21 protein-coding genes are annotated in these 22,800 nt (G+C 66.9%); 15 read left to right on the top strand and 6 right to left on the bottom strand.

Annotated features, from left to right (window positions below; all coding sequences use genetic code 11):
- Positions 1-42 precede the first annotated feature (42 nt).
- The 8 genes from DQP57_RS01610 to DQP57_RS01575 are packed head-to-tail and all read left to right on the top strand — an operon-like array spanning position 43 to position 9,187.
- A complete protein-coding gene (locus tag DQP57_RS01610) occupies positions 43-906 on the top strand; it encodes an alpha/beta fold hydrolase (protein ID WP_112631099.1) in 864 nt (287 codons plus the stop codon).
- Positions 906-2,621 (top strand): bifunctional 3-(3-hydroxy-phenyl)propionate/3-hydroxycinnamic acid hydroxylase, encoded by a 1,716-nt coding sequence (locus DQP57_RS01605; RefSeq protein ID WP_112631097.1) that lies wholly within the window; start codon positions 906-908, stop codon positions 2,619-2,621. The genes DQP57_RS01610 and DQP57_RS01605 overlap by 1 nt, the downstream gene beginning before the upstream one ends.
- Complete coding sequence (locus tag DQP57_RS01600) at positions 2,569-3,486, top strand: 3-carboxyethylcatechol 2,3-dioxygenase (protein WP_240631643.1); 918 nt, start codon at positions 2,569-2,571, stop codon at positions 3,484-3,486. The genes DQP57_RS01605 and DQP57_RS01600 overlap by 53 nt, the downstream gene beginning before the upstream one ends.
- An 8-nt stretch (positions 3,487-3,494) precedes the next feature.
- The gene (locus tag DQP57_RS01595; protein ID WP_112631238.1) at positions 3,495-5,222 is read left to right on the top strand and encodes an FAD-binding protein; all 1,728 of its coding nucleotides are present in this window, start codon (positions 3,495-3,497) and stop codon (positions 5,220-5,222) included.
- Positions 5,223-5,224: 2 nt separating this feature from the next.
- On the top strand, positions 5,225-6,526 hold the full coding sequence (locus tag DQP57_RS01590; protein WP_112631093.1) for an LLM class flavin-dependent oxidoreductase: 1,302 nt from the start codon (positions 5,225-5,227) through the stop codon (positions 6,524-6,526).
- A 41-nt stretch (positions 6,527-6,567) separates the two neighbouring features.
- Positions 6,568-7,395, top strand: coding sequence for a coniferyl-alcohol dehydrogenase (locus DQP57_RS01585; RefSeq protein WP_112631091.1), 828 nt, complete (start codon positions 6,568-6,570; stop codon positions 7,393-7,395).
- A complete protein-coding gene (locus DQP57_RS01580; protein WP_112631089.1) occupies positions 7,383-8,372 on the top strand; it encodes a cyclase family protein in 990 nt (329 codons plus the stop codon). The genes DQP57_RS01585 and DQP57_RS01580 overlap by 13 nt, the downstream gene beginning before the upstream one ends.
- Complete coding sequence (locus tag DQP57_RS01575) at positions 8,372-9,187, top strand: alpha/beta fold hydrolase (RefSeq protein WP_112631087.1); 816 nt, start codon at positions 8,372-8,374, stop codon at positions 9,185-9,187. The genes DQP57_RS01580 and DQP57_RS01575 overlap by 1 nt, the downstream gene beginning before the upstream one ends.
- A 3-nt stretch (positions 9,188-9,190) precedes the next feature.
- Here the strand turns inward: DQP57_RS01575 and DQP57_RS01570 are convergent, their stop codons facing one another.
- Both DQP57_RS01570 and DQP57_RS01565 read right to left on the bottom strand, forming a co-directional pair.
- Positions 9,191-10,801: a multicopper oxidase family protein gene (locus tag DQP57_RS01570; RefSeq protein ID WP_112631085.1), complete on the bottom strand. Its 1,611-nt coding sequence runs from the start codon at positions 10,799-10,801 to the stop codon at positions 9,191-9,193.
- Positions 10,802-11,079: 278 nt separating this feature from the next.
- Complete coding sequence (locus DQP57_RS01565; protein ID WP_112631236.1) at positions 11,080-11,844, bottom strand: SDR family oxidoreductase; 765 nt, start codon at positions 11,842-11,844, stop codon at positions 11,080-11,082.
- A 183-nt stretch (positions 11,845-12,027) separates the two neighbouring features.
- Here DQP57_RS01565 and DQP57_RS01560 point away from each other — a divergent pair, with 183 nt between their 5' ends.
- Entirely contained in the window at positions 12,028-12,837 is an 810-nt protein-coding gene (locus tag DQP57_RS01560) for an SDR family NAD(P)-dependent oxidoreductase (RefSeq protein ID WP_112631083.1), read from the top strand.
- A gap of 20 nt (positions 12,838-12,857) precedes the next feature.
- Here DQP57_RS01560 and DQP57_RS01555 read toward each other — a convergent pair whose 3' ends face one another.
- Genes DQP57_RS01555 through DQP57_RS01540 form a run of 4 tightly spaced genes read right to left on the bottom strand, consistent with a single transcriptional unit; the run spans position 12,858 to position 16,843 of the window.
- Positions 12,858-13,691, bottom strand: a complete 834-nt coding sequence (locus DQP57_RS01555) for a glycosyltransferase family 2 protein (protein ID WP_112631081.1) — start codon at positions 13,689-13,691, stop codon at positions 12,858-12,860.
- Positions 13,691-14,623: a glycosyltransferase gene (locus tag DQP57_RS01550; RefSeq protein WP_240631642.1), complete on the bottom strand. Its 933-nt coding sequence runs from the start codon at positions 14,621-14,623 to the stop codon at positions 13,691-13,693. Before DQP57_RS01550 ends, DQP57_RS01555 begins: the two co-directional genes overlap by 1 nt.
- Positions 14,559-15,800: a glycosyltransferase family 4 protein gene (locus DQP57_RS01545; protein WP_112631077.1), complete on the bottom strand. Its 1,242-nt coding sequence runs from the start codon at positions 15,798-15,800 to the stop codon at positions 14,559-14,561. Before DQP57_RS01545 ends, DQP57_RS01550 begins: the two co-directional genes overlap by 65 nt.
- Positions 15,797-16,843, bottom strand: coding sequence for a glycosyltransferase family 1 protein (locus DQP57_RS01540; RefSeq protein ID WP_112631075.1), 1,047 nt, complete (start codon positions 16,841-16,843; stop codon positions 15,797-15,799). The genes DQP57_RS01545 and DQP57_RS01540 overlap by 4 nt, the downstream gene beginning before the upstream one ends.
- A 245-nt stretch (positions 16,844-17,088) precedes the next feature.
- On the opposite strand from DQP57_RS01540, the gene DQP57_RS01535 reads away from it, so the two are divergent.
- From DQP57_RS01535 to DQP57_RS01510, 6 genes are all read left to right on the top strand, one after another.
- Complete coding sequence (locus tag DQP57_RS01535; RefSeq protein ID WP_112631073.1) at positions 17,089-17,754, top strand: TetR family transcriptional regulator; 666 nt, start codon at positions 17,089-17,091, stop codon at positions 17,752-17,754.
- Between the two features lie 11 nt (positions 17,755-17,765).
- Positions 17,766-17,960 (top strand): ferredoxin, encoded by a 195-nt coding sequence (locus tag DQP57_RS01530; RefSeq protein ID WP_112631232.1) that lies wholly within the window; start codon positions 17,766-17,768, stop codon positions 17,958-17,960.
- 5 nt (positions 17,961-17,965) lie between these two features.
- A complete protein-coding gene (locus DQP57_RS01525) occupies positions 17,966-19,210 on the top strand; it encodes a cytochrome P450 (RefSeq protein WP_112631234.1) in 1,245 nt (414 codons plus the stop codon).
- Positions 19,211-19,368: 158 nt separating this feature from the next.
- Positions 19,369-20,430 carry an amidohydrolase family protein gene (locus tag DQP57_RS01520; protein ID WP_205869004.1) on the top strand — a complete coding sequence of 354 codons (1,062 nt, stop codon included), beginning with the start codon at positions 19,369-19,371 and terminating at the stop codon, positions 20,428-20,430.
- The gene (locus tag DQP57_RS01515) at positions 20,430-21,683 is read left to right on the top strand and encodes a M24 family metallopeptidase (RefSeq protein WP_112631071.1); all 1,254 of its coding nucleotides are present in this window, start codon (positions 20,430-20,432) and stop codon (positions 21,681-21,683) included. Before DQP57_RS01520 ends, DQP57_RS01515 begins: the two co-directional genes overlap by 1 nt.
- Positions 21,673-22,800 carry a M24 family metallopeptidase gene (locus DQP57_RS01510; protein WP_112631069.1) on the top strand — a complete coding sequence of 376 codons (1,128 nt, stop codon included), beginning with the start codon at positions 21,673-21,675 and terminating at the stop codon, positions 22,798-22,800. The genes DQP57_RS01515 and DQP57_RS01510 overlap by 11 nt, the downstream gene beginning before the upstream one ends.

Below are 22,800 nucleotides of genomic sequence, written 5' to 3'. Positions count from 1 at the left end.
AACGAGAACGAGATTTCCCCGATCTGGAGGCCGGAGCGCACCGTGGCGGAGTTCGAGAGCATCTGGAGCGATCTGCAGGGCGTCGCGTTTGAGCAGGGCTACCTCGACGCCGGCGGGGTGCGGACCCGCTACCTGCGTGCCGGTGATCCCGCAAAGCCGGTGCTGGTCCTGTTGCACGGATCCGGCGGACATGCCGAGGCCTACGTGCGCAATCTGGGCGCGCACGCCGAGCATTTCTGGACCTGGTCGATCGACATGCTCGGTCACGGGTACACCGGCAAGCCGGGCCACCCGCTCGAAGTCGCCCACTACGTCGAGCACCTGATGGCGGTGCTGCGCACCATCGGTGTCGACCGCGCCTATCTCAGCGGTGAATCGCTGGGCGGCTGGGTGGCCGCGCGCGCCGCTATCGATCACCCGGACGTGGTCGAGCGGCTGGTGCTCAACACCGCCGGCGGCTCCCAGGCCGACCCCGCGGTGATGCAGCGGATCATCACGCTGTCCATGGCAGCCGCCGAGGACCCGACCTGGGAAACCGTGCAGGCACGCATCAAATGGCTGATGGCCGACAAGTCCAGGGACTACGACGATTTGGTCGCCAGCCGCCAGCGCGTGTATCGCCAACCGGGATTCGTCTCGGCGATGAGCGACATCATGGCTTTGCAGGACCCCGAGATTCGGGCGCGCAACATCCTGGGACCGGACGAATACGGGTCGATCATCGCCCCGACGCTGGTGCTGTGGACCAGCGACGACCCGACCGCCGACGTGACCGAGGGGCGGCGCATGGCGTCGATGATCCCGGGCGCCCGCTTCGAGGTGATGCCCGGTTGTGGCCACTGGCCGCAGTACGAGGACGCCAAGACCTTCAATCGCCTGCATCTCGACTTTCTGCTGGGCCGGTGATGGTCACACCGGACCGGGCGTTACCTGACCTCGACACCGATGTCCTCGTCGTCGGCGCGGGTCCGGTCGGCTTGACCCTGGCCAACATCCTTGGCCTGCAAGGCATCCGCACGGTGGTAGTCGACGAGCGGGACACCCTCATCGACTACCCGCGCGGCGTGGGTCTGGATGACGAGGCGTTGCGCACCTTCCAGTCGATCGGGCTCGCCGACCGGGTACTGCCGCACACGGTGCCCAATCAGATTTTGCGCTTCGTCGACGCCAGGCGCCGGGTGCTCGCCGAAATGGCCCCGCCGGACGCACGTTTCGGCTGGCCGAAACGAAATGGCTTCGTGCAACCCCTCGTCGACGCCGAATTGCTGGCCGGCTTGGAGCGATTCGAGCACGTCGAGGTGCGCTGGCGGCGCCCGATGACGACCTGCCGGGAAGACGCCGACGGGGTGACCGTCGAACTCGGCGGCGGCGACGGCGACGCCGCCCGCCTGCGGGCACGCTATGTGGTCGGGTGCGACGGCGGCCGCAGCATGACCCGCCGGGTGATGGGGGTGTCGTTCGATGGAACGACGTCGTCGACGCGCTGGCTGGTGGTCGACATCGCCAACGACCCGCTCGGGCACCCGAACAGCGAGGTCGGCGCCGACCCCGAACGCCCGTACGCCTCGATCTCGATCGCCCACGGAATTCGGCGCTTCGAGTTCATGATTCATGGCGACGAGACCGACGAACAGGCCGAGGACCCGGCGTTCCTGACCCAGATGCTGGCGCGGATGGTGCCCCATCCCGACCGGGTCGACGTGATTAGGCGCCGGGTGTACACCCACCACTCGCGGATCGCCGGCGCGTTCCGCCAGGGCCGGCTGCTGCTGGCCGGCGATGCCGCCCACCTGATGCCCGTCTGGCAGGGGCAGGGGTACAACAGCGGGATCCGGGACGCGGCGAACCTGGGTTGGAAGCTCGCCGCGGTGGTCAGCGGACGGGCCGACGAGAAGCTGTTGGACACCTACGACGTGGAACGCCGCAAGCACGCCCGCGCGATGATCGACCTGTCCACCATGGTGGGCCGGGTGATCTCGCCGACCAACCGCCGGGTGGCGAACGCGCGAGATCTCCTGATCCGGTCGGCGTCAATCGTGCCGTCGCTCAAGCGATATGTGCTGGAAATGCGGTTCAAGCCGATGCCGCGCTACGAGCACGGGGCCGTCGTGCACGCCGCGCCCGGCCGGGCCGATTCGCCGGTGGGAACGCTGTTCATCCAACCCCGCGTCGACACCCGCGATCGGCAGAACGTGCTGCTCGACGACGTGCTCGGCTCCTGGTTCGCCGTGCTGTGCTGGAACAACCACCCCCGCAAAATCCTGGGCGATGTCGCGTTCGCGAACTGGAAAGCGTTGGGCGCGCGCTTCTTTGCGCTCCGCCCGGCGACCCAGCTGCACTGGGCAGGCCACGATGACCCCGACGTCGTCATCGTGGGCGATCGGCATGGTGGCCTCAAGTCCTGGTTCGACACGCATTCCGAGTCGGTGTTGTTCCTGCGCCCCGACCGGTGCATCGCGGGCGCCTGCATCGCCCAGCGCGCGCCGGACTTGAGCGCCGCGCTGATCGATGCGCTCACGCTCAGGCCGCGAGGAGGTGATTTGCAAAGTGGCACTGGCTCTGTGCTGTATGTCGCACAGCCCTCTCCTGAATCTTCCGGGGCCGTCGCGGGACCTGCTTGATGATATCGAGGGTGCCATCGCCGAGGCGCGGCGATTCGTCGAAGAGTTCGACCCCGAACTGGTGGTCAGCTTTTCGCCGGATCACTACAACGGCTTTTTCTACAAGGTGATGCCGCCCTTCTGCATCGGCACCAGCGCCTCTGGAGTGGGGGACTACGGCACCCACGCCGGCCCGCTCGACGTGCCGGAAACGCTTGCGGCCGACTGCGCCAAGGCGGTCCTCGATGCGGGCGTCGACGTCGCGGTGTCGACCAGCATGGACGTCGACCATGGGACGGTCCAGCCGCTGGAAAAGCTGTTCGGCGACGCCACCTCGCGTCCCGTGATACCGATCTTCGTCAACGCCATCGGAGTGCCGCTGGGCCCGCTGCACCGCTGCCGCGCACTCGGTGCCGCCGTCGGCAGTTATGTGGGCACGCTGGACAAGCGAGTGCTGATCCTGGGATCCGGTGGGCTTTCCCACAGCCCGCCGGTGCCGACCCTGGCCACCGCGCCCGCGCCCGTGCTGGAGCGGATCGTGCACGGCCAGCCGATGACGTCCGAGCAACGCCAGGCCCGCCAAGCCGCCGTCATCGACGCGGCCAAAAGCTTCGCCGCCGGCGAGAGCGACCTGCAGGCACTCAATCCGGCGTGGGACCACCAGTTCCTGGACATCATCGACGGGGGGCGGCTGAGCGAATTGGATGGCTGGTCGAACTCGTTCGTCGCCCATGAGGGCGGCAGCTCCGCGCAGGAAATCCGCACGTGGGTGGCGGCTTTCGGAGCGCTGGAAGCGGCGGGCCCCTACGACATCACCGGGCGCTTCTACAAGCCCGCGCCCGAACTGATCGCCGGTTTCGCCATCAGAACGGCACTTCCGAAATGACGGCCGCTCTGGACGGTTTCGATCACGTCGTCGACGTGCTCATCGTCGGTTCGGGCGGCGGGGGCATGACGGCCGCATTGACGGCCGAGGCCGCCGGCCTTGACGCGTTGGTCATCGAAAAGTCGTCTTGCTTCGGGGGTTCCACCGCCCTGTCCGGCGGCGGCATCTGGGTGCCCGGCGCGCCGGCGCAGCGCCGCGAGGGCTATGCGCCCTCGCCCGAGGCGGTCGTGGAATACCTCAAACGGATCACCGACGGCCTGGTCAGTGAGGCACGGCTACGGCAGTACGTCGAGACCGCACCACAGATGCTGCAGTTCTTGGAGCAACGGTCCGGATGGTTCGAATTCGTCTGGAAGCCCGGATATGCCGACTACTACCCGGAGTTGCCCGGCGGCTCCGCGCTGGGCAGCACCATCAACGTCCCGCCCATCGACTTGCGGAAGCTGGGCGCCGACGAGCGCAAGCTGCTGCAGCCTCTGACGCTGGCCCCGAAGGGAATCTGGCTGGGGCCCAAGGAACTCCGCACGTTCTATCGGATCAGGCAGTCATGGGCCGGCAAGGGTGTGCTGCTCAAACTGATTGCGCGGATGGTCCGGGCCCGGGTGTTCGGCGAGCGGATGGCCGCCATCGGACAGTCGCTGGCGGCCCGGCTCCGACTGGCGCTGCGGGAGCGCGGCATCCCGTTGTGGCTGGACTCGCCGATGGTGCAACTGCTCACCGATGCCGACGGGGCGGTCACCGGGGCGGTGGTGGAACGCGAGGGCACGTCCCAGCGGATCGGCTCTCGCCTGGGCGTCATCCTGGCGTCCGGCGGATTCGACCACGACCTGGCATGGCGCAAGGAACTTCTGCCCGAGGTGGACCAGGACTGGAGCTTCGGCAACCCCGCCGCCATGGGAGACGGCATCCGCGCCGGTCAACAAGTCGGCGCCGCAACGGATTTGCTGGACGAGGCCTGGTGGTTCCCGGCGATCCAATGGCCGGACGGCCGCATGCAGTTCATGCTCAACGAGCGCATGATGCCGGCGCAGTTCATCGTCAACGGTGCGGGCAAACGCTTCATCAACGAGGCGGCTCCCTACATGGACTTCGGCCACGCCATGATCGAGGGCCAGCGGTCCGGCGTCACCCACATCCCGTGCTGGCTGATCACCGACCACCGATCGTTCAACCGCTACGTCGTCGGTGGACACCTACCCATACCGAAAATTCCGGGGGCACCGGTGCCCACCGGCCGCAAGGTCCCGCCGGCCTGGCTGGAATCCGGTGTGGTCAAGGCGGCCATGACGTGGGACGAGATGGCGGCCAAGATCGGCGTGCCCGCGGACCAGCTGGCCGAAACCGCCCGCCGCTTCAACGAACTCGCCCACACGGGGCATGACGACGATTTCAACCGCGGCGACAGCGTGTACGACAACTACTACGGCGACCACACCCTGCCCAACCCTAACCTGTATCCCCTCGGTGATCCGCCGTACTACGCCTTTCGGATCGTGCTCGGCGACCTGGGCACCTCGGGCGGCCTCCTGACCGACGAGCACGCCCGCGTGCTGCGGGCCGACGGCACCGCGGTGCCCGGACTCTACGCGGTGGGCAACACCTCCGCGCCGGTGATGGGCCGCAGTTACGCCGGCGCCGGGGCAACCATCGGCCCAGCCATGACCTTCGGCTATGTCGCGGCGAAACACGTTGCGTCGCAAGCAGCTAACCGAGCCGCTAATACTCATAGGAGGTAACGATGAAAATATCGCTGTTCTACGAATTCGCCCTGCCGCGACCCTGGGCGCCCGACGACGAACACGTCCTGCTGCAGGACTGTCTCAACGAGGTCGAGGCCGCCGACAAAGCGGGCTTCTCCACCGTGTGGCTGACCGAGCATCACTTCCTCGAGGAGTACTGCCACTCGACGGCGCCGGAGATCTTCCTGGCCGCGGCCAGCCAGCGGACCAAGAACATCCGGCTGGGGTTCGGCATCATGCACCTGCCGCCGGTGGTCAATCACCCCGCCCGGGTGGCCGAGCGCATCGCCACCCTCGACCTGTTGTCCAACGGCCGCGTCGAATTCGGCACCGGGGAGTCGTCGTCGGTCGGTGAACTCGGCGGATTCAACATCGACCCCGCGGACAAGCGAGCCCAGTGGGAAGAGGCTCTCGAGGTCTCGATCCGTTGCATGATCGAAGAGCCGTTCACCGGCTTCAACGGTGAACACATCCAGATGCCGGCGCGCAACGTCGTTCCCAAGCCGCTGCAACAACCGCACCCGCCGGTGTGGGTCGCCTGCACGCGGCCGGCCAGCGTGCAGATGGCGGCCCAAAAGGCGATCGGCGCCTTGAGTTTCGCCTACACCGGTCCCGGTCCGCTGACCGAGCGGGTGAACGGCTATTACAAGGAGTTCGAGGAGAACGGCGTGCCGGTGACTCCCCGCATCAACCCGAACATCCTGGCCATCGGCGGCGACCTGTCGATGATGGTGGCCAAGACCGACGAGCAGGCCCTGCAGCGGCTCGGCCAGGGCGGCGGGTTCTTCTCGTTCGGAATCATGCACTACTACATGACGGGGGTGCACACGCCGGGCCGGACCGGGGTGTGGCAGCGCTATCTCGAAGAGGTGGAGAAAGATCCGACGCTGGCCTACGGCCCCGGCCGGGGTGCGATCGGATCTCCGGCCACGGTGCGCGAGTTCCTGCGCGGTTACGAAGAAAGCGGCGTCGACGAGATCATCCTGCTGCTCAACCCGCGCAGCCATGAGGGCACCATGGAATCGATCGAGCTGATGGGCTCCGAGGTGCTGCCCGAGTTCATCGAGCGTGACGCGAAGGCGGTGGCGGAAAAGGCGAAGCGGCTGGAGCCGGTCATCGAGAAGGTGGAGGCGCGCCGGCCGAAATCGACCGCACCGCAGTTCGACGAGGATTACTCGTTTGGTGGACTCCCGACCGGCCGCGGCGGTAAGTTCACCGCGAGCGAGATCCCCGAAGCCATGGCGGAGATCAACGAAGGCCGGGTTCAGGCGGCGCAGCGCGCCAAGGAACAGCAGAAGTAGTGCCGGGCAGCATCTGAGTCGGGAGAATTTCGAGGCCAGCCTTGGGAGCAATCGACGAGCTCTGGCGCTACGACGGTCGCCGTGCGGTGGTCACCGGATGTGCCTCCGGCATCGGCGAACACGTGGTGCGCCAGCTCGGCGAGCTGGGGGCCGAGGTGATCGGCCTGGACAAGCGACAGCCGGACTTCGCGATCGACGAGTTTCATGAGGTCGACTTGGCCGATCGAACATCGATCGAGTCGGCGGTGGCCGCCGTCACCGGTCCGGTCGACGCGCTGTTCAACGTCGCCGGCGTGTCGTCGGGCATCGGCGACCCGCTGCTCGTGCTGACCGTCAACTTCCTGGGGACGCGCCACCTCACCGAGGCGCTGATACCGACGATGGCCGCCGGGTCGGCCATCGTGAGCGTGTCGTCGCTCGCGGCGGCCGCCTACCGGGAGCGTCTGCGGGAGGTGGCGCCGCTGTTGCGTACGACGACGATGCAGCAGGGTGTCGACTGGTGCCGTGAACATCCCGACGCGCTGGGCACCGGGTATCAGTTGTCCAAGGAAGCGATCATCCTGTACACCATGCGCAGTGCGACGCCGCTGGGCGCGCGTGGAATCCGTATCAACTGCACCGGGCCGGGCGTGACCGAGACGCCGATCCTGGACCAGCTGCGCACCGTCTACGGACAGGGCTTTCTCGACGACATCCCCAAGCCGCTCGGTCGTGTCTGTGAACCCGCCGAGCAGGCCTCGGCTCTGCTGTTCCTGAATAGCAATGCGGCGAGCTATATTTCGGGCCAGGTGTTGTGGGTCGACGGCGGAAACGTGGGCGCCGCGATCGCGGGCGAACTCGAGGAAGGACGTGCTCCGTGGCCAGTGTGACCGACTTTCGCCGGGCCGCTCGTGACGTCAGTAACTGGGGGCGCTGGGGTGATGACGACGAGCTCGGCACGCTGAACTTCATCACCTCCGAAAAGGTCGCGCAGGCCGCGAGTTTGGTCCGGCACGGGAAGGTGTTTCCGCTCGGAGTGGACTTCGGGTCGTCGGGACCACAGGGGGCCTTCGGTTTTCGGCACAATCCCATCCACGTGATGACGGTGGACGGCGGTGACGCCGGCACGCTCGCTCGATACGGCCCCGATTGGGACCGCAATCCGACGGCGGCGCAGATGGGTCCCTACTTCGTCGACAATCTGTTCAGGTTCAACGACGACATGATCATCATGCCGTTGCAGGCGGCCACCCAGTGGGACGCGTTGTCGCACGTCTATTACGACGACACGCTCTACAACGGGATCCCCGCGGGCTCGGTGACCAGCCTCGGGGCCCGTCACCTCGGCATCGAAAAGGTCGACGGCAAGGGCATCACCTCGCGCGGTGTGCTGCTGGACCTGGTGCGCCATCGCGGCGCCGAGGTCTTCCTGGAGCACGGAAGACCCATCACGCCAGAGGAATTGGACGACGTCGTCCGCTCCCAGGGCGTGGCGATCGGACGCGGTGACATCCTGCTCATTCGGACGGGATGGTGGACGAGGTTCCTCCAGACGGGCAACAAGACCGAACCGTATTCCGGCCTGGACTGGCGATGCGCCCAGTGGCTGCACGATCACGAGATCGCCGCGGTCGCCTCCGACAACCTCCAGGTCGAAGACCCGGTGTCCGGGGTCGAGGGCGTGTTCTTGCCCTTCCACCTGCTGACGCTGCGCGACATGGGCCTGATGCTCGGGGAGTACTGGGACCTCACGGCGCTGGCCGCCGACTGCGCCGCCGACGGTGTGTACGAGTTTCAGCTCATCGCGCCGCCCCTGAGATTCGTTGGGGCAGTGGGCTCACCGGTGAATCCGATCGCGATCAAGTGATGCAGCGCAAATCGTTATCGGTCGACGGGCTGACCACCAGTTATCTGGAGGCCGGCGAAGGCGACCCGGTGGTGCTGCTGCATGGTGGCGAGTTCGGTGCCGGCGCCGAACTCGGCTGGGAACACAACATCGCCGCGCTGTCCGCGCGACATCGGGTCCTGGCGCCCGACCAGCTGGGGTTCGGGCAGTCCGCGAAGGTCATCGATTTCGTCGACGGCCGCGGCATGCGGATCCGGCATGTGGCACGGTTTTGCGAACTGCTCGGTGTCGATTCGGCACACTTCGTCGGCAATTCGATGGGCGCCATCAATCTGCTCACCGATGCCACGTCGGACACCCCGCTGCTGCCCATCCGCAGCCTGGCCGTCATCTGTGGCGGCGGTGAAATCCAGCAGAACGCGCATTTCGAGGCGCTGCAGAACTATGACGCGACGCTGCCCGCGATGCGCCGCATCGTCGAGGCGTTGTTCTTCGACCCGCGGTATCCCGCTGACGACGAGTACGTGCGGCGCCGTTACGAGTCGAGCACCGCGCCGGGGGCGTGGGAAGCCATCGCCGCGGCCAGGTTCCGTCGCCCCGGCGCCACGCCGTCCGCGACGCCATCGAGCGCTCGCGCCTACGAACGCATCGACGTACCAACGCTTGTCGTGGAAGGGGGAGGCGACAAGCTCCTTCCGGGCGGTTGGGCCGCCGAGATCGCCAAGCAGATCGACGGCGCCCGCTCGGTGGTCGTCGACAACGCCGGACACTGCCCCCAGATCGAGCAGGCCTCGGTGATCAACCAGTTGCTGCTGGATTTCCTGGGCGCGGTCTGACCGTCAGAAGACGTAGTCCAGGCGGGTCATCATTCCGGCGACCTGGTGATAGGTGTTGTGGCAATGCATCATCCAGGTTCCGGGATTATCGGCGACGAGCACCGCGACGAGCTTCTGCTTGGGCAGCACCATGACGGTGTCCTTGCGGGCGCCCGGGCTTCCGTCGGCCTTGATCACCTGAAACGTGTGTCCGTGCAGGTGGATCGGGTGATACATCATCGTCGGGTTGTCGAACGTGATGGCCGGCCGTTGGCCCTGTTGCACGTGCAGCGGATTCGTCTTGCTGTAGGGCTGCCCGTTGATCGTCCAGTTGTATTGCATCATGTTGCCGCCCAGGACCACCGGGAGGGTGTGGCCGGGGTCCGGGCGGCCCAAGTTGGCCGGCGTTGTGGCGGTGAACATCTCGACGGTGCCGACCCGTTTGGTGAGTTCCCCCGGCTGGAACTGGGGATCGGGTGCGCTGCCGGCGCCGGTGGAGAGCAGCGCGCGGGCCAGGCCGTTCTTGCCTTCGGCGACCGCGACCAACGGGAAGACGCCGTCCGCGGCGGTCACGGTGACGTCGTAGCGTTCGGCCATGCCGATAAGCAGGGCGTCGACTTGGGCGGGCACCACGGCGTAGCCGTCGGTGTGCGTCACCGTCATCGCGTGACCGGCCAGCGCCACCCGGAACGTGGTGCCGGAGGCGGTGTTGATGAAGCGAATGCGAATGCGTTGACCGGGCTTGGCGCTAAACGTCATGGGCGAGGCCGGGATTCGCCCGTTGGCCAGATAGTAAGGGTAGGCGATATCCCCTGCGTCACCCCCGAGGAGGTCGCTGGTGCCGATGCCCGCCGCCGGGGGTGCGGGCGCTGCGCTCGTCGACGTTGTCGGGCTGGTTGATGTCGTCTCCGGCGTCGAGGTGGGACTTGTCTCCGTCGTCGTGGTTGGCGGCGTGGTCGTTTCGGGCGCGTTCTGCGGAGGTTTGTTCGGGTTGCTCAGTTCGCTGTAGAGCTGCTGCGGACTCTTTCCGGCGCCGTCGGTCCAGTCATCGAGCACGACGATCCACTCGGCGTCGTAGTTGCCCTCCGTCGGATCGTCGACGATGACGGGCAGATACAGACCGGTGTCCTCGTCCAGGCCGGTGTGTGGATGTGCCCAGTAAGTCCCCGAATTCGGCACCGAGAACCGGTAGGTGAAGTCTTGGCCGGCCGCGATGTTGGGGGTGGCCGGCTCGGCGCCGTCCATGTCGTTGCGCAGCGCGATGCCGTGCCAATGCACCGACGTCGGATGGTCGAGGCGGTTCGACACCGACACGACGACCTCGTCGCCGATGCGGGCGCGGATCACCGGGCCCGGGATGCTGTTGCCGAAGGCGAGCGTGCGGACGACCGGTCCCCCCAGGTCGACCTGGACCGCCTGGGCTGTCAACTTGGCGGTGACGGTGCGGCCGCTATGTGGCCGCGCCGCCTCGGTTTCGGCGATGGCCGCGGACATCCGGGCATTGCCCGACGGCTCGGGCTTGGATTGACTGCACGCCGTGAGCGCCAACCCGCCGGCGATGCCGGCGGCCATGAAGCCGCGCCTGGTGAGCCGAGTTCTGTCGAAGGGCGGGCCGCTGGTGGGTTGCACGGGCAATCGGTGCTCCTCGTCTTTGGCTCGCCCCAACGTTCTCGTGCTTGGATGCTAGGCGCAGCGCCGCCACCAGCGCTAGACCTTTCGCTTATCGCGCCTGCCGAGCGACATGTCGTGACGACCCGTGGTCACCTCAACCCGGCCGCGCTCCAACGCATTTGGGCACACGTCGGCGAGCCCGGGGACGAGTACCGCCGCGGCCCGCCTCGGATTGAACCAACCGTGCGTTGCCCCACTGGTTTCATGGCTTGGTCGACCCTGGCCGGGTCGCGGCGGGCTCTTTACTTGGCGTCCCTGGGGAGCTGGGCTGCCAGCCAGTCGCCGAAGCTGGTGGGGTAGAGGGTCACTTCTTCGCCCTCGACGGGCACGATCATGCGGTCGTCGAGCACCGCCCCGTAATACTTGGCCTGCGGGTCGGTCACCACTTCGCGGGTGTCGCCCGTCGCGGCGAACTGCGTCCGGATGAAGTCGTCCATGCCCCGCTTCTCCGGGCCGGCGATGTTGATCAGCCCCGCCGGCTCACCGACCGCAGCGCGGGTGACGGCCGTGGCCACATCCGCGGCAGCGATCGGCTGAAACGCGCCGTGCGGGGCGCGAACCGTGTCGCCGTCGGAAAGCGAATCGGCAATTCCCCCAACGAATTCGAAGAACTGCGTGGCTCGCACAATCGTATACGGCGCATCGGATTCCTTGATCAGCTTCTCCTGGGCGATCTTGGCCCGCATGTAGCCGCTCGCCGCGGCCCGGTCGGCTCCCACGATCGACAGCGCGACATGGTGCTGCACCCCGGCGGCACGCTCGGCCTCGAGCAGGTTGCGGGTGGAGGCCGTGAAGAAGTTCAAGACGTCGTCGTCAGCCCAGGATGGGGAGTTGGACACGTCCACCACCGTGTGGACTCCGGCGACGGCCGCGGCGAGACCGTCGCCGGTGACGGCGTTGACCCCCGAGCGAGGCGAGGCGGCGACAGCCTCGTGCCCCTGTTCGGTGAGTTGGGCGACTACCTGTGCGCCGATCAACCCGCTGCCCCCGATCACCAACACCTTCATGATCACGCCTTCCAGGTTTCCCCGATGCACTGCCTACTCAGCATGGTCCAGACCGTTGCGGGTCGGAACCCCTTGATGCGCCTAACCCTACGAGAAGCGTCGGACGAGACCGTCATCGGCGCTGGCGCCGCCACTTAAATCAATTGCTTGACTTAACGCGGCTTGCGCCGATTAACTCGTCGTGTGGTCAACGAATTGGACGGCACGGTCGCCATCGTCACCGGCGGGGCTTCGGGCATCGGTCGCGGCCTGGTGGAGCGGTTTGTGGCCGAGGGCGCACGAGTCGTCATCGCCGATGTCGAGGCCGACCGGGGCGAGGCGTTGGCCACCTCGCTCGGCGGCGCCGCCGCCTTCCGCAAGACCGACGTCTCCGATCCCGACCAGGTGGGAGCGCTGGTATCCCATGCCGTCGAGAAATTCGGCGGCCTGCACGTCATGGTGAACAACGCCGGCATCTCCAGCCCGCTGCGAAAGTTGCTCGACGACGACCTCGCCGATTTTCACCGGGTGATGGGGGTCAATGTGCTCGGCGTGATGGCCGGCACCCGAGATGCCGCACGGCACATGGCCGAACAGGGCGGCGGGTCGATCATCAACATCACCTCGATCGGCGGCATCCAGGCCGGCGGCGGCGTGATGATCTACCGCGCGTCCAAGGCGGCCGTCATTCAGTTCACCAAGTCCGCCGCAATCGAATTGGCCCACCACGACATTCGGGTCAACGCGATCGCGCCGGGCAGCATACCGACCCCCATCCTCGGGAAATCCGCGGCCGGCATGGACCCAGAACAACTGAAGCGATTCGAGGCGCGGATCCGTCAGGGCATGCGCGATGACCGGCCGCTCAAGCGCGAGGGCACGCCCGATGACGTTGCCGAGGCGGCGCTGTACTTCGCGACCGACCGGTCCCGCTACGTCACCGGAACCGTGCTGCCGGTCGACGGCGGGACGGTGGCGGGCAAGGTCGTTCGGCCCAAAAAGCACGAGGGATAGCGCGGCCTCACCGAGTTGGCTCAGGACCGGTCGACACAGCGGACCGGCCGTCCGTTCGCCTGGCGACGGATGAGGCCTTGGTCGGCGAAGGAGGACAGCCAGCCCTCCATCGGCCACCAACCCCAGCGTCGATGGAAGATCGCGGCATTGCGCAGTATGTCGTCCAGGTGTTCCACCGGAGGGTCGGCAACCGGATGGTACTGGTGGAAAGCGTGTGCACCCCCAACCCAGCGCATTGGAATCCGTTGCGCTGCGGCGGATTGCGCGAAATCGGTGTCCTCTCCGCCATAGCCGCGGTACAGCTCGCAGAATCCGCCGATCCGCCGCCACGTAGCGGCCTTCACGGCAAAAGACAGCGACCAGAACAGCTTGTAGTCCGTCGCGGCGACGACCGTGCCGTCCGGTGGGGCCGGCCGGGCGGGATGCGGAGCAGGCTCCGACCGAATCTTTGAGATCACGTAGCCGCCCGGGCCGGGCGGCCGCAGATACGTCACTGGCCCGCACAGAATCGCGTCCTCGTGTTCTGGACGGGCTGCGACGCCGCGGTAACGGCCGAGCAGCTCGGCGCCCGGGATGCAGTCGACATCGAGGAAGACCATGAGGTCCACGGCATTTCGAAGCGCCTCGGCGGCACCCGCGTTGCGCCCCATCGCGACCGGCAGCGGCGGTACGGCCGGACAGTCAAGGACCATCGCCGACGCCCCCAGCTCACCCACGACGGTGGCGATTTCTGGGTCGCCCAGCGCGACCACGATGTGCAGGTCCGGCCGCAGCGCGGCTGTGGCGAGGCCCTCGAGCTGCCTGCGCAGGTGGGCGCCGCGGCCGTGAACAACGGTGATGACCGCGGTCCGCATCACGTGCCGTTCCTGCAGCGACGGGCTGTCGACTCGATCGCCTCGGCGGCGCGGCGCGAGGCCCCGTCCACTTCCCACCGCCGCCATCGATGGGGATCGATTGCCATTGCGTTGGACAGCAGCGCGGCCCAATCCCTCGGGTCGGGCAAGCCCTGCGTGACGACGGCAAGCCGGTGGCGCTGCAGCGCCCGAGCTGTGGCGTGCTGCTCGTCGAAGGGGCGGGGCCTCGGGATGACTACCGCCGGGCGCTGTGCCGCGGCGACATCGGCGACGCAGCCTTGACCCGCGTGTGTGACGACGACATCCGCCGCCCGAATCTTCGGCCACGGATCATCTGCCCATGAACCGTCCTTGCCGCCGAGCGCCGTCCAGGAGAGCACCGAATGCGCTGCGGCACAGTCCTGTAACGACGCACCCCATTCCTCGCCCGCTCCGCTCAAAACGACTACCTGTGTTTCGTCCAGTGGTCGGATGCGCACCGACGATGTGGGCTCGTCGTCGGAGCGGTCGCGACCTTCGAAGCGGCTGATGCCACCGACGTAGCTGGTCTTGTGTTCCCACTGCCGCAGCCAGGGCGGCACACACAGCGCCCTCGGCCAGGCGGCAACGATGTGATCGGCCAGCCGGTGCACAAACACATGCGGGCCGTCTATCCGCTTGCCGGGCAACGCCATAACGATCACCGGCACGCCGAGGAGCCGGACGAACGCCGCGACTTCGACCGACACATCGACGACCACGGCCTCGGGCCGCGCCTGCGATACCCATGCCGCGATTTCGTTCATTCGCCCGCTGAAACCAGCGTCGTGATGCGGCGCCCAATGCAGCGCGCCATGCGCGGTGACTTCGTGGGGCCGCGCTCCCTCGTCATCGCGCGGTAACCTCACGACGTCCGCAAAGGGGTGTGGATCCGGGATTTCCAGCGACGTCATCGCCGTCATTGGGCGGCGCATCCGGGCGCAGATGCTCATGGCCCGCGCCAGATGGCCGAATCCGTGGTGGTGAATGTAGTAACCGATCATGTGTCCTGCCCGCGGAGTCGTCGATCATCTGTCGGTACAAGTCGATGTAGGCGGTAATCATCGACTCGGCCGAGCATCGACTAATGGCGTGCTCGCGCACCTGCTTTCGTGGCAGCTGGACCACGCCGGGAATGGCCTCAGCCATCGCGGTGACGTCGCCCGCGGCGACGAGTTGGCCGGACGAGGAACTGATGAGTTCGGGGATGCCGCCGCGGGCGAACGCCACGACGGGGGTGCCGCACGACATCGCTTCGGCGACGACCAGACCGTACGGCTCGTCCCAGGTCGGGGTGACGAGGGCCGCCGCCGAATGACCGACCAGAGCCGCCAACCGTTGGTGGTCGAGATGACCCGCATACTGGATGTCGCCATGCAGGTGAGGTTCGACCTGATCGACAAAGTAGCCGTGGTCCGAGACCGGTCCGGCGAGAACCAAAGGCCTGCAAGCGACTTTGGCCGCGGCGATGGCTAGGTGGGGAGCCTTTTCGGGCGTGATGCGGCCAAACCACACGAGCTTGGGACCGCCGGCGCCGAGGGGCCATTGACCGGTGTCCACGCCGTTCGGGACGACCGCGATGTCACGGACGACGTTTCGCCACGCGGCCGCGGTGTGGCGGGAGACGGCCGTAAAGCGAGTGCCTCGTCCGGTGGCGGCGCTGATCGCCGACTCGAGCCACGGGGTCGGCGGTGTATGCACCGTGGTAAGCATCGGGGTGGACAACGTCGACGCCATCGCCACCGGAAGGTAATGGAGGCTGTGGTTGTGGACCACGTCGAACTCTTGGCTGCCGGCCCCCGCAAGCCACAGCATGAAGGACAGGTACGCATGGTGGTCGGCCATGAACGCCGCCGGGGGCATCGACACGTCGTGGCGTGCCGCCGCAGAGAGATCCAACGGACGCACGTCGAGCATCTGGCACTTCAATCCCGGGTCCGAACCGGACGCTGCGAACAGTGACACTCGATAGCCGCTGGACGCCAGCGCGCGGGCCAAGTGGCAGACGTGCGCTTCCAGCCCCCCGGCAAACGGTTGGCGAATCGGATAGCGGGTGGAGGCGATCAAGGCCACGCGCAGCGGTGCCGTCATTTCAGGACGCCGCGGTAGATGGCGCGATGCGCGGCGGCAAGTTCTCGCCTTTCGGTGAGCCGGTCGACCCAGCCGGCCCGGGGAGCGGGGTCACCGGCGGCCCAGCGCGCGTATGCCCGGTGAATCGCATGGCACAGAGATGCTTGGTCGAAGCCTTCGTCGCTGTAGCCGAAGACCCCGCAGGGACGTTGCTGGTGATAGAAGCCGCAGCTCGGGGCCAATACGGCGGTTCCGAGATCGTATCCGGCCTCCAGCCAGCCCGAGTGGGTGCCGAACCGATAGGGGAGTACAGACACCGTCAACGACGACAGGTACTCCCACAGCTCGTCGTCTGAGAAGTACGGGTGCACGCGGACCCGGACGTGCTCGTGGCGGTCATAGCTCAGCAGTGCCGCGCCGGTCTTCGGCGCGAACCAGTGATTGTCGGAATCGAAGATCTCGTCGTGGAGGTCGACCTGCAGGATCGCGTCGGGCAGCGAGGACAAGATCTCGGTGAGCGCCTGGACGAGGGGCAAGGGGTCCATGTTGGCGCGCAGGCTCTTGGCGTGGATGCCGACGATGAATTGCTCACTGCGGGCGCGGGGTTTCTCGATCCAGTCCCTCTCGAGCACGTGAGGATGCGGCAGCACGCGAACCCGCCGTGCCCAGTTGTGCCGAATCAGCTCTGCAGCACCCGGCGTTAGCGTGATCAGTTCGTCCGCCGCGGCGATCAGGACGTCTTGCTGCGCGGTATGGGCTTGGGGTTCCGGGTGATGCGGATTGCGCAAGTCGTGCACCGTGTAGACCAGGGGTTTTTCGTGCACCTTGAGCTCGTGGACAACTCCGGTGAGCACCTCGGGACCGATAGCGTCGAATCCGAAGTGAACGTGGAACACATCGAATCGTGAGTGATTCTCGCTGACCCATCCCGGCTCGAGCATGAGCGGCGGCCACCAGCCCCCGGGCACGGTGCGTCCGTCCGCCGGAACGGGATCATCCAGCCGCACAACGGAATCCGCGCTTGGATCCCCAAGGTGGCGTACATAAACGTGTGACGCCGGCACTGAAGCGACGCGTAACAACCCAGCCTCTTCCCGGAGCTCGGTTAGGGGGGCGGCCGCGGGCCCTGGCGGCACTGTCCCGCCTATCGGCAAACAGAACCGTTCCTCCTCGCTGAAGAACAGTAAGACCGTGCAATACCCGCCATCCGCACGCCCAAACGCGGAGTCGCGGCCGCGCACCCGCATGGCGGATTGCGCAATTAAATCAATCGCTTGACTTAAACCACGGCAGGAGGTTGACTGATCCGATGACCACCGCCGGCCGGACCGTTCGCACCGAGCGGGCCAGTTCCACCCAAGAGGCGATCCTGGTGGCCGCCGAGCGCCTGTATGCCGAACACGGCATGTTCGCGGTGTCCAACCGGCAGGTCAGCGAGGCCGCCGGTCAGGGCAACAACGCCGCGGTCGGCTACCACTTCGGCACCAAGGCCGACCTGGTGCGGGCGATCGAGCAGAAGCACCGCGGGCCCGTCGAGCAATTGCGCGAGCGGATGGTGACCGAGCTGCTCGAGACGGGCGGTGCCACCGAAATGCGCAACTGGGTGGCCTGTTTGGTACGGCCGCTCACCGATCACCTGGCGGAGCTCGGCAACCCGACGTGGTACGCGCGTTTCGCGGCGCAGGCGATGACCGATCCCGCCTACTACAACATCATCGTCAAGGGCGCGCTCAGCTCGCCGTCGTTGGTCCAGGTGGTCGAGGGCATCAACCGCTGCCTGCCCGAGCTGCCGGCCGAAGTGCATTTCGAGCGCAACATCATGGCGCGAAACCTGTTGATGCACACCTGCGCCGACCGTGAACGCGCGCTCGCCGCAGGCGCGGTGACATCCCATCGTTCATGGCGGGCCGCGGCATCCGGGCTCATCGACGCGATCGTAGGCCTGTGGCTGGCGCCCGTGACGGCGTACGAGTGAAGGGCGTGCGAATGAAAGTGACTGTCGATCAAGACGTTTGCGCTTCATCCGGGAACTGCGTGATGAACGCGCCCGAAGTGTTCGACCAGCGCGATGACGACGGCGTCGTCGTGCTGCTCAATCCCAGTCCCACGCCCGAGCAGGCCGAGGGCGCGCGCCGGGCCGCGGCGGCCTGTCCCGCGCTTGCCATCCACATCGAGGAATGAAAACGATGTCCGACACCCTGACGAGCACCGCGACGGAGCACACGTCCGAAATTCCGGACTACCCGATGGCCCGGGAACCGCGCTGCCCCTTTGCCCCGCCGCCAGATGTCATGGCGCTGGCCGCAGCCAGACCGCTGTCCCGGGTCCGGATTTGGGACGGCAGCACACCGTGGCTCATCACGGGCTACGAGCAAGTGCGCGAGCTGTTTTCGGATTCACGGGTCAGCGTCGACGACCGGCAGCCCGGGTTTCCGCACTGGAACGAGGGCATGCTGTCCACGGTGCACAAGCGGCCGCGATCGGTCTTCACCGCCGACGGCGAGGAGCACACCCGATTCCGGCGAATGCTGTCGAAGCCGTTCACCTTCAAGCGTGTCGAGGGTCTGCGCCCGACCATCCAGCGGATCACCGATGAGCACATCGACGCGATACTCGCCGGACCGCAGCCCGCCGACATCGTCAGCGCGCTGGCGCTCCCGGTGCCCTCGCTGGTGATCAGCCAGCTGCTGGGTGTTCCCTACGAAGACGCCGACATGTTCCAGCATCACGCCAACGTCGGGCTCGCGCGTTACGCCACCGGCGAGGACACCGTCAAAGGCGCGATGAGCCTGAACAAATATCTCGCTCAGCTGGTCGAGGCCAAGATGGATAATCCGGCCGAGGACGCGGTTTCCGATCTCGCCGAGCGGGTCAAGGCCGGTGAACTCAGTGTGAAAGAGGCCGCTCAGTTGGGCACCGGCTTGCTGATCGCCGGGCACGAGACCACATCCAACATGATCGGGCTGGGCGTGCTTGCCCTGCTGGAAAACCCCGACCAGATGGCCGTCATCCGCGACGCCGATGATCCGAAGGTCGTCGCCAGCGCGGTGGAGGAACTGCTGCGCTACCTGAGCATCATCCAGAACGGCCAGCGCCGCGTCGCTCTCGAAGACATCCACATCGCCGGCGAGACCATCCGCGCCGGCGAGGGCATCATCATCGATCTCGCCCCGGCCAACTGGGATTCGAGCGCGTTCGCCGAACCGGACCGGCTGTACCTGCATCGCTCCGGAGCCGACCGCAACGTCGCGTTCGGCTATGGCCGCCATCAGTGCGTCGGGCAGCAGCTGGCCCGCGCCGAGCTGCAGATCGTCTTCCACACGCTGGCGCGGCGCATTCCCACGCTGCGACTCGCCATTCCGCTCGAGGAGGTTCCGTTCAAGGATGACCGACTCGCCTACGGCGTCTACGAACTGCCGGTGACCTGGTAGCCCAGCTCGCTACTTGCAAAGAAATTTTCGCGGATCCGATTGGAGGGTCAATGATGACGACGAAGCCTTGCCTGCTCTATCCACCCGGCGGTTACGGCGCTCCGAAGGACCGGCGCGGTCACGCCGCGGGCAGCGATGTCGGCCTGCCCAAGGGGACCGTGGTGTTCTCCGCGGACAACCACATCTCGCTCGCCGATGACATCTTCTACCAACGCTTCCCGGACGACCTGAAGGACAAGGCGCCGCGGATCTGGTACGAGGACGGCGCCTACCAGGTCGGCCGCAAGGGCCAGTCGTTCCTGCCCGGCGACTTCAGCGCCGTGCTCATGCAGTACGACGACCTGCCCGGTGCCGCGAGCACCAACATCGAGGCCCGCATCCAGGAGTTGCACGACGACGGCGTCGAGAAGGAATTGGCGTTCCCCAACGCGGTGCTGGCGCTGTTTCACTACCCGGACAAGCAGCTGCGCGAGCTCGCCTTCCGCATCTACAACGAATACATCGCCGAGCTGCAGGAGCGCGCAGGCGGCCACTTCTACGGGGCCGGACTGATCAACTGGTGGGACCCGCAGGGCACCAGGAAGACGCTCGAAGAGCTGAAGTCGTTGGGCCTCAAGACCTTCCTGCTGCCGCTCAACCCGGGCAAGGACGACGACGGCAACATCATCGACTACGGCAGCACCGCAATGAAGCCCGTCTGGGACGAGATCGAGGCCGCCGGCCTTCCGGTGACCCACCACATCGGGGAGACCCCCCCGAAGACCCCGTGCCAGTTCAACAGCGTGGTGGTCGGCATGATGATCAACATCGACGGATTCCGTGAGCAATTCGCCAAGTACCTGTTCACCGGGATTCTCGATGACCATCCCGGGTTGCGAATCGGCTGGTTCGAGGGCGGCATCTCTTGGGTGCCGTGGGCGCTGCAGGACGCCGACCACCTGATGGGCTCCTACCAGCACATGTTCAACCGCGCTCTCGAGCACGAACCGCGCTACTACTGGGACACCCACATGAGCGCCTCGTTCATGGTCGACCCGTTGGGCCTGCAGCTGATCGACCAGATCGGGGTGGACAAGGTGATGTGGTCCAGCGACTACCCGCACAACGAGAGCACCTACGGCTATTCCGAGAAATCGCTGAAATCCGTTGTGGACGCGGTGGGTCCGGAGAACGCGGTGAAGATCGTCAGCGACAACGTCACGAAGTTCCTGGGTCTGTAGTGACGACGTTCGCGCGACTGGATGCCAACACCGGCCACGGGCTGGTGATCCCCGAAACCGCCGACCTGGCCCGCCTGCGCCGCGAGACCGGGGCGCGGCTGCGCTCGGCGATGGGCGAGCGCGGTGTCGACGCGATGATCCTGCTGGGCAACAACGCGGTGGTCTATGCCACCGGAGCCAGCTGGCCGCTCGGCGACGCCGGATTGTCCTACGTCGAGCGGCCGGTGGCCGTGGTGCTCGCCGACGACGAGTGGCCACACCTGTTCCTGCCGTTCCGCGAGGGTGCGTCCCAGGAGTCGGACCTGCCGGCCGATCACCTGCACGGGCCCGTGTATCTCGAATTCGACGAGGGCGTCCAGCACTTCGCGCGTCAGCTGGCAGATCTCATCCCGGCCAAAGCGGTGGTCGCGGTCGACGAGTTCACCGGCGCCATGTCGCGTGCCGCCGAGGTCTTGTTCCCGGGCGGGGCACCCGTTGACGCCGCGGCCATCGTGAGCGCCGCCAAGTCGGTCAAAACGCCGGACGAATTGTCGTGCATGCGCACCGCGATCCGGATCACCGATGAGGCGATGGTCGAGGTGCAGAAGCGCCTGGCGCCCGGGATCCGTCAGATCGATTTGTCGGCAAGCTTTTTGCGCCGCGCCTTCGAGCTGGGCGCGACGGCCAGCATGCTCGAACCGATCTGGCAGGTGATGCCGCCCAGCAAGGCCGAGGGGGTGTGGACCACGCACGGTGATCTGGCGCTGCCGCTGCTGACCACCGAACGCGAGCTGGCCGAGGGCGACGTGCTGTGGACCGACGTCAGCATCACCTATCAGGGCTACTGTTCGGACTTCGGGCGCACCTGGATCGTCGGCCGCGATCCGTCACCGCGTCAGCAGGCGCAGTTCGACAAGTGGTTCGAGATCATGAGCGCGGTGCTGGGTGTCGCCAAGGCCGGTGTGACCGCGGCCGATCTCGGGCGCGCCGCCATCAAGGCCAACGGCGGCAGCAAGCCGTGGTTGCCGCACTTCTACCTGGGCCACGGTATCGGCGTCAATGCCGCCGAAATGCCGATGATCGGAACCGATCTCGGCCAGGAGTTCGACGAGAATTTCGTCCTGCAATCCGGGATGGTGCTGGTGCTAGAGCCCGTGGTGTGGGAGGACGGCACCGGCGGCTATCGCAGCGAAGAGGTCCTGGTGATCACCGAGGAAGGCTGGATCCGTTTGACCAACTACCCCTATGACCCCTATGGCTCCCATGTCAGTTGACGTCTGCCCTGACGAGCGCACGCTGCGCCTGGGGCGCCGCGAGCGGGCGCTGGCCCAGATGGCGGCGCACGATCTCGACGTCCTGGTCCTCGGCCGGCAAGCCAATGTCCGGTATGTCACCGGGGCCCCGCAACTGTGGGTCGCCGGCACCCGGCCCTTCGGCCCGACGTGCGTGCTGGTGCGTGAGACGGGTGCCGTCCACCTCCTGAGCACCTGGGACGAGGGCGTTCCCGACGACATCCCGCACGAAAACCTCTACGGCATCTCGTGGAACCCGATGAACACCATGTCGGCGCTGCAACGCATCGACGGTGCGGCGACGGCACGGCGCGTCGGAACCGACGCGCTGTCACCGGTTTTCGCGCAGTTGCTGCCGACCGCATTTCCCAACGCGCAGCTCGTCGATGGCGAGCTTGCCATGCGGGCGGCGCGCCGAATCAAGACGGACGAGGAGATCGCCGCGATCCGCGAATCCGTCGCGGTGGCCGAGTCGGCGCTGGCCGTCGCGGTGTCCGAGTTGCGGCCGGGGGTGAGCGAGCAGGCGCTGGCCGGCGTCTTGCTGGAGGCAGCCGCGGCCGGCGGGGTGAGCACCCCGTCGAATCAGGATGTCGCATGGGTGACTTCGCGCAAGCACCCATGGCGGCGGGCACATGGCGATGGTCGTATCCAAGACGGTGACCTGGTCGCGTTCTCCGCTGGAGTGCTGGCGGGAGGCTATGTCGGCGAGGTCGGCCGCACCTGGCCGGCCGACCCCAGGACTGCGCCCGACGGGGCCGCCGTCCTGCAGCGTCGCTGGGAGCACTTGTGGGACAAGCTGATCGGCGCCTGCCGGCCCGGCGCGGGCGCGGACGAACTGCTCGCCGCCTACGACGCCTCGGGCGAGCCCGCGCCGCCGATGCCGGTGGCCCGCGGTCTCGGCATGGGGTTCGACCCGCCCGTCGTGTCCCAGCACCTGCCGACCACCGCGGCCGCCGAACGCCTCGAGCCCGGCATGGTGCTGGCCGTGACGGGCTATGTGTGGGAAGAGGGAGTCGGCGCGATATTCGGGCGAGAAGCGGTCCTGATCACCGCCGCCGGCCCCGAAGTGCTCACCGGTAGTCCGTTCTGGCAGCCGTAG

The organism is Mycobacterium colombiense, from assembly GCF_003284935.1.
In the GTDB taxonomy this organism is placed as follows: domain Bacteria; phylum Actinomycetota; class Actinomycetes; order Mycobacteriales; family Mycobacteriaceae; genus Mycobacterium; species Mycobacterium arosiense_A.
Note: the sequence above shows the minus strand (reverse complement) of the source record. Positions and strands in the feature narration are given on the sequence as shown.

What these genes read in the sequence shown, in the direction of transcription:
- DQP57_RS01525 (WP_112631234.1), top strand. Translation starts at nt 17,966, where the DNA reads ATGTCCGACACCCTGACGAGCACCGCGACGGAGCACACGTCCGAAATT.
- DQP57_RS01555 (WP_112631081.1), bottom strand. Translation starts at nt 13,691, where the DNA reads ATGCGGACCGCGGTCATCACCGTTGTTCACGGCCGCGGCGCCCACCTG.
- DQP57_RS01550 (WP_240631642.1), bottom strand. Translation starts at nt 14,623, where the DNA reads ATGACGTCGCTGGAAATCCCGGATCCACACCCCTTTGCGGACGTCGTG.
- DQP57_RS01590 (WP_112631093.1), top strand. Translation starts at nt 5,225, where the DNA reads ATGAAAATATCGCTGTTCTACGAATTCGCCCTGCCGCGACCCTGGGCG.
- DQP57_RS01575 (WP_112631087.1), top strand. Translation starts at nt 8,372, where the DNA reads ATGCAGCGCAAATCGTTATCGGTCGACGGGCTGACCACCAGTTATCTG.
- DQP57_RS01565 (WP_112631236.1), bottom strand. Translation starts at nt 11,844, where the DNA reads ATGAAGGTGTTGGTGATCGGGGGCAGCGGGTTGATCGGCGCACAGGTA.
- DQP57_RS01545 (WP_112631077.1), bottom strand. Translation starts at nt 15,800, where the DNA reads ATGACGGCACCGCTGCGCGTGGCCTTGATCGCCTCCACCCGCTATCCG.
- DQP57_RS01600 (WP_240631643.1), top strand. Translation starts at nt 2,569, where the DNA reads ATGTCGCACAGCCCTCTCCTGAATCTTCCGGGGCCGTCGCGGGACCTG.
- DQP57_RS01530 (WP_112631232.1), top strand. Translation starts at nt 17,766, where the DNA reads ATGAAAGTGACTGTCGATCAAGACGTTTGCGCTTCATCCGGGAACTGC.
- DQP57_RS01535 (WP_112631073.1), top strand. Translation starts at nt 17,089, where the DNA reads ATGACCACCGCCGGCCGGACCGTTCGCACCGAGCGGGCCAGTTCCACC.
- DQP57_RS01510 (WP_112631069.1), top strand. Translation starts at nt 21,673, where the DNA reads ATGTCAGTTGACGTCTGCCCTGACGAGCGCACGCTGCGCCTGGGGCGC.
- DQP57_RS01605 (WP_112631097.1), top strand. Translation starts at nt 906, where the DNA reads ATGGTCACACCGGACCGGGCGTTACCTGACCTCGACACCGATGTCCTC.